Here is a 6,345-nt window from a genome sequence, read left to right as displayed (position 1 = left end):
TCCTCCTCTGGAGGGCGGCGCGTCCCCGCACCGAACCCGAGGCGGAGGCGGTCGGGGCAGGGATCGCCGAGGCCGATGACACCGCGGTCCGTCCGTCCCGCTCCGACGCGCCGCCGCTGCTCGGTGTGCGCGGACCCGCCGACCGTGTTCCGGCCGTCGAGGCCGAGGGGCGGGTTCCGGTCAGGTCGGAGGCCGCTCCTGCTCGGTCGGAGGCCGTGTCCGCCCCGGCCGAGACCGCACCTGCTCGGTCGGAGGCCGTCCCCGCCCGTTCGGAGGCCGCTCCGGTTCCGGAGCGCGAGGCTCCGGCGGAGAGGGTTCCGGCCGCTTCCGAGCGCGCCCCCGTGGCCGTCGCCACGCGCCCCGAACCCGAGGAGCGGCGCGCCCCGTCACGCCCGCGCGAGGAGGAGCCGGTCGCGTCCGCCGCCTCCGGAGGGGACGACGGAACGCCCGACGGGCCCCGGCGCGGAGTCGGCCGCCGCGTGCTCAACTACTTCGGCTTCGCCCTGGGGTCAGGACCCCGGGAAGCCCAGGAGGAGGAACCCCGAGGTTCCGAGGCGGACGCCGGGGAGGACCTCGACGACGGCTTCGCGCGGGAGAGGGTCTACGAGACCGAGGGCGAGGAGCAGCGCGACAGCGACGCGTGGTTCGCCCGCCTGCGCGCATCCTCCGGTGAGACCCCCGTCGGTCTGACCTCCAAGAGCGCCTACAGCGTCGGCGACACCGCGGCCATGAGCAGGGGAGAGCTGGCCGACGCGGTGGACGAGCGGCGTGCCTCCGACCTCGACGAGGAGGAGACGGCCGCAGCCCGGCGCCTGCGCGGCCGTACCCAGGGCCTCAGGGTCGCCAAGGACCTGGAGGAACAGCGCCGCACCGAGCGCGTGCGCGAGCGCGGACCGAGGGAACTGCCGACCTCCCGCGCCCGGGGCCAGGGGCTTCCCGGCACCGGCGAGGAGCCGGAGCGGCCCCGCCGCCGGGGGCGCCCCCACGCCGCCCCGTGGGAACTGGAGAAGAAGGCCGAGCCCGCCGGGGACTACGGCGACCTGTCGGACTACGCGGCCCGTTACGCGGCGGCCACCGGCCGCCCCCCGGCCGAGGCCGGTGCCCTGCCCTGGCTGCCGCCCTCCTCCGCGGCGCCGGAGGAGGAGACTCGCGCGACCGCGGACCTGGACGGGGACGTGTCCGCCCGCACCGACCGGCGGGACGACGCGGCCGGAGCCGGGGACACCGCGCACGCAGCCGGTGCGCCCGGAACCACGGACGCGGACGGGACGGCGGACACCGGCCGCCCGGTGACGCGGGTGGGACAGGACGCGGCCGACGACGGGAGCGAGGCCCCCGCGGAGGCCGTTCCCGGCGTGAGCACGGGGGACGCCGACGCTCCCGGACACACGGTCATCCCCGGGGCGGCCAAGGAACGCCCCTCGGTCGCTCCCCGTCGGAGCGCCACCAGGACCGAGGGCGCCGAGAGCCGGTCCGTCACGGGACACGAGGAGACCGTCGCGCACCGGAGCCTCGCCGGACACGGGGACACCGCTGTCCCCGAGGGCGCCGTCGAGCACCGCCTCACCACGGGACACGAGGACACCGCTGTCCCCGAGGCCGCCCCCGCGCGGACCGCTTCCGGTGGCGCGGACACCCGTGCTGCCGTGGACACGGCAGCCCAGGGCACGACCGCCCCGGACGACACGAGCACTCCGGCCACCCAGGCCACCGCGGACACGGTGGCCCAGGGCACGGCCGCCCAGGTCGACACGGCCGTTCCGGACACCCCCGACACCGGTGTGCCCGTGGCCCCCGAGGCCGAACGCTCCGCCCACAAGCCCGCCCTGGAGATCGACCACGGCACCGGCGAGCAGGACGCCATGCCCGGGAAGGCGCGCGAGGAGTCCGAGGACCGCGGCCCCGAGTGGAACGAGCACATGTCCGTGCTCGACGACCACCTCATCACCGCCGACACCCCGGCACCGCCGCGCCCGAAGTTCGCCGACGCCGTTCCCACACAGGAGCGCGACGCCAAGGACCCCTCGCGGTGGTTCGAGGACGGCAGGAAGCGCCATCCCGACCAGCCCAAGGTCGGCGACCGGGGCAACCCCGTCATCCCCGCCAACGAGCTGCGCGAGGAGCGGGAGGAGAACGCCGCCCCGACCGGATCCGAGGACACCGCCGACGAGGCGGCCCGCAAGGCCGAGCCGACCGGGCAGGCCCCCGCCGACGAGCCCAAACCGCCCACCCAGCTCGACCACGGGACCGGGGAGCTCGTCAGCTTCGTCGAGGTCCGGGACGACCACGGGCGCGGGGACGGCAACGTCCGCGCGGACTCGGGCACCGAACAGGTCCGCCGACGCACCGCCTCCGACCTGGAGAGGGCCGAGGCCGAGGCCCTGGCCCGCCGCCGGAAGGCCGCGCGCCGGGACGTCAGCGACCCCGGTGACGCCCGGGCCTCCGACGGCGTAGCGCCCCCTCCGGCCACCGGTTCCGCCGGAGCCGACCGCGGCGACGCGTCCTTCCGCGCCCGCTGGAGCATGCGCGCCACCGGCGTCTCCGACTCCACCGTCCGGGACACCGGCTCCGCCGGAAAGCCCCCGTCGGCCGCCGACCCCCGGAGCGAGCACCCGGACACCGGAACCGCCCGCGCCGCCTCCGGGGTCCAGGAGCACCGCACCGGCGCCGCCCGCGACCCGAGGGCCAACCCCAGCATGGCCGACGCCCTCGCGCAGGAGCGGACCTCCTCCGAGAAGGAGCGGGCCGCCACGCCGACCGGCCGGGACACCGGGAACACCGGGTGGACCGAGGACACAGGGCGGGCCGAGGACGAGGCCTTCGCGGGCCGCCCCGCCCCGACCGTCGATCAGGGACACCCCTCCGAGGAGCCCGAGGAGTCCGGCGACCCGCACGACGGCGTCTTCCACCGGGTGGCGCAGAACGCGCGCAGGCTCGGCCAGCTCTTCGGCCAGCCCGCGCCCGGTGAGGAGCCCGAACCGTCCGCGCGCGAGCCCAGGACCGCCCTGGAGCTCGACCACGGCACCGGTGAGCAGGAGCGCCTGGGCGACACTCCCAACGGCGTCCCCGCGTACCGGACCGAGGAGCCCGAGCCCCGGCGGCGGGCCGAGGAGCCCGCCGCCGGCGACTCCGGCGGCACCCGGGGCTGGCGGCGCCTGGCCAAGGTCGTCACCGGCGGAGCCGCCCCAGTGCGCTCCGACCTGCCCCCCAGCGACATCGAGCGCCTGCGCGCCCCGCTGGACGGCCCGCGCAGCCTCGTCGTGCTGGGCTGCACCGGCGGCGCCGGGCAGACCGTCACCGCGCTGATGATCGGCCACACCCTGGCCGCGCACCGCGACGACCTCGTCGTCGCCGTCGACGTCAACCCCGGCCCCAACGGCCTCTCCCGCCGCGTCGGCGCCCAGACACCCGAAACCCTCACCGGGCTGCTCGCCAACGCCGAGGCGATCCAGGACTACTCCCGGATGAGCGGCTACACCAGCCGGACCGCGACCGGCCTGGAGGTCGTCCAGACCCTGGACGACCCCTATGTGCAGACCCTGGACGACCGCGACTACGGCCAGCTGGCCTCGCTGCTCGGCGGCTTCTACGGCGTCACCCTGCTGGACCCGGCGGCCACGGGCGTGGCGCGGGCCCTGCCGGTCGCCGACGGACTGGTGCTGGTCGCCCCGGCCAACGCCGACGCCGAACGCGCGGTCTCCATGACCTTCGACTGGCTGGACGGCAACGGCTACGGCGCCCTGCGCGCCAGGTCCGTGCTCGTGGTCAACGGGGTCAGCAAGCGCAGCCTCCAGGACGTGGACGCCGCCGAGCGGGTGGCCCGCGGCCGGTGCCGCGCCATCGTCCGTATTCCCTGGGACGACCACCTGGGCTCGTCCTACACCAGGATCGACGTGGGTGCCCTGCGTCCCGCCACCAAGCGCGCCCACGGCGCCCTGGGCGGGGTCCTGGTCAACTCCCTCACCCAGCAGTAGCACCGAACCCAGCAGCAGCGCCGAACGCGAGCCGACCGGTCCCGTCATCCGGCCCCGGGCGGCTCCCCGGCACGGGGAAGCCCCCGTGTGGGGCGGGCTCGGGGCCCGCCCCACACGGGGGCACGGGGGTCATTCCTTCCCGGCGGGCACGCGCCGCGCTCGCGGCGGGCGGCGTCCACGCGGCGCGCTCGGGCGCGTCAGCGGCCCGCGGGGTCGAACTCGCGGGAGGCGAGGAACTCCGGGCGCGGGGCGGGGGCGCTGAACGGCCTGTCGCAGGTGTTCTCGACGCTGTTGAAGACGATGAAGACGTTGGAGCGCGGGTAGGGCGTGATGTTGCCGCCCGAGCCGTGCATGCAGTTGGAGTCGAACACGGTCACCCCGCCCGCGGGGCCGGTGAGCACGTCGATGCCGTGCTGGTCGGCCAGGTAGGACAGGGAGCTCTGGTCCGGCGTTCCCACGTGCTGGCTCTTCAGCGAGTCGCGGTAGTGGTCGTCCGGGGTCTCGCCCACGCAGGAGACGAACGTCCTGTGCGATCCCGGCATGATCATCAGCGCGCCGTTGTGCGCGTAGTTGTCGGTCAGGGCGACCGAGAAGCTGACCGCCCGCATCCGCGGCATGCCGTCCTCGGCGTGCCAGGTCTCGAAGTCGGAGTGCCAGTAGAACGAGCCGCCGCCGAAGCCCGGTTTGTAGTTGACGCGGCTCTGGTGCACGTACACGTCCGAGCCCAGGAGCTGGCGGGCGCGGTCGACCAGGCGCGGGTCGTTCACCAGGTCGGCGAAGACCTTGCTGACCTTGTGCACCTCGAACACCGAGCGCACCTCGTCGGAGGAGGGCTCGACGACCACGCGGTCGTCGCCGCGCAGTCCGGGGTCGGAGCCGAGCCGCTCCAGTTCGGCGCTGTAGGCCCTGACCTCGTCCTCGGTGACGAGGGAATCGATCTGGGTGTAGCCGCGCCCGTCATAGGCGCAGAGCTCGTCGTGGGAGAAGGGGCCCTCGTCGGTCCCCCAGACGGCGGGGTCCCTGCGGTACAGCAGGGCGGGCTCAGTGCTCTTGCGTGTGGGGTACTCGTCCGCGGTGCTTGTCGGAAGGTCCATCTGCAGAGTCATGGTCGATCCCCTGGCGGGGCTCATCCTCTCTGAGGTCGACGGTTTTTCCTACGACATGCGAACTTAACAAAGGACAGGCAAGCCTACTTACGGCTTCTTTATGCGCGGTGTTTAGTGTCCTTTTTGTCGGGTATGACAGTTATACTATATGGGGGAAAACTGTGGGGGCCGCCGGTTTTCCTTTCCATTCTCCCCTTTCTCTGAGGCTGGGTTTGGTCGTTCACCTGCGCCGCGTCACCCAGAGTGACCATGAGGCGCTCGGAGGGTGCGTCTTCCCAGGTCGTCCAGGTGCGCCCCTCGCCTCTGAGGGCGCTTGTGAAAGAACGCACTTTTGCTGTGCGCTAGCTCACACGAATACGGTTCAGGGGATGGTGCAGAACTCCGCGGGAAGAGTCGGGGCGTCATCCCCGATTCGGGCGGAATTTCCCGCGGGGTACTGGTGGGAGAAGGGCGGCTGTCGCACAGTGGTGGGGTCCGTGGTTTCCTCCCACCCGCTCACAGAGGAGAAAACGTGTCGTCCCCCCGCCCCCGCGCGCTTCCCCGCGCGCTCGCGGCCCTCAGCGCCGCCGTCCTCGCCGTCGTCCTGGGCTGGTCGGCCCCGGCCGCCGCCGACCACGTCCTGCCCCCGGGCATCCCCGGCACCGCCGCCGCCCAGAGCCAGCTCGACTCCCTCACCGTCCGGGCCAAGGGCCCCCAGACCGGCTACGACCGCAGCCTCTTCCCGCACTGGAACGTCGTCGACAGCCCCTGCACCGCCCGCCAGTACGTGCTCGTCCGCGACGGCCACGACGTGGTGACCGACTCCGACTGCCAGCCGACCTCCGGCCGCTGGTACAGCACCTTCGACGACGTGTGGTGGGACGGCGACGTCTCCCAGATCAGCGTCGACCACATGGTCCCGCTCAGCGAGGCCTGGAAGACCGGCGCGGCCGACTGGACCACCGAGCGGCGCCGCGACTTCGCCAACGACGTCGACTCCCCCCAGCTGTGGGCGGTCACCGTCAGCAGCAACAGCTCCAAGGGTGACAAGGACCCCTCCCAGTGGATGCCGGAGAACACCGCGATCCACTGCGACTACGTCAAGGCCTGGGTCAACGTGAAGCACCGCTACGACCTCACCGTCACCTCCGCCGAGAGGTCCGCCATCCAGGACACCATCGACACCGCCTGCTAGGAGGGGGCTGCCGAACGCTCCCCCCGCACCGCGGCAGGTCGGGCCCGTCTCCCCTCGGAGGCGGGCCCGACGCCGTCCGCCGGGATTCTGG

At 73.9% G+C, this 6,345-nt stretch carries 3 protein-coding genes; 2 read left to right on the top strand and 1 reads right to left on the bottom strand.

Going from position 1 to position 6,345, the window contains the following annotated elements; genetic code table 11:
- On the top strand, window positions 1–3,974 hold a 3,974-nt coding region (locus tag ACSIH6_RS35990), incomplete at its 5' end, for a hypothetical protein (RefSeq protein ID WP_435112789.1).
- A 197-nt stretch (window positions 3,975–4,171) separates the two neighbouring features.
- Here the strand turns inward: ACSIH6_RS35990 and thpD are convergent.
- On the bottom strand, window positions 4,172–5,080 hold the full coding sequence (gene thpD / locus ACSIH6_RS35985) for an ectoine hydroxylase (protein WP_435112788.1): 909 nt from the start codon (window positions 5,078–5,080) through the stop codon (window positions 4,172–4,174).
- Window positions 5,081–5,591: 511 nt separating this feature from the next.
- Between thpD and ACSIH6_RS35980 the strand changes: the two genes are divergently transcribed.
- On the top strand, window positions 5,592–6,254 hold the full coding sequence (locus ACSIH6_RS35980; RefSeq protein WP_435112787.1) for an HNH endonuclease family protein: 663 nt from the start codon (window positions 5,592–5,594) through the stop codon (window positions 6,252–6,254).
- Window positions 6,255–6,345 lie beyond the last annotated feature (91 nt).

This window comes from Nocardiopsis synnemataformans (assembly GCF_965343085.1).
In the GTDB taxonomy this organism is placed as follows: Bacteria; Actinomycetota; Actinomycetes; order Streptosporangiales; family Streptosporangiaceae; genus Nocardiopsis; species Nocardiopsis alborubida.
The sequence above is the reverse complement of the archived record's forward strand: the minus strand, read 5'-3'. Positions and strand labels throughout refer to the sequence as shown.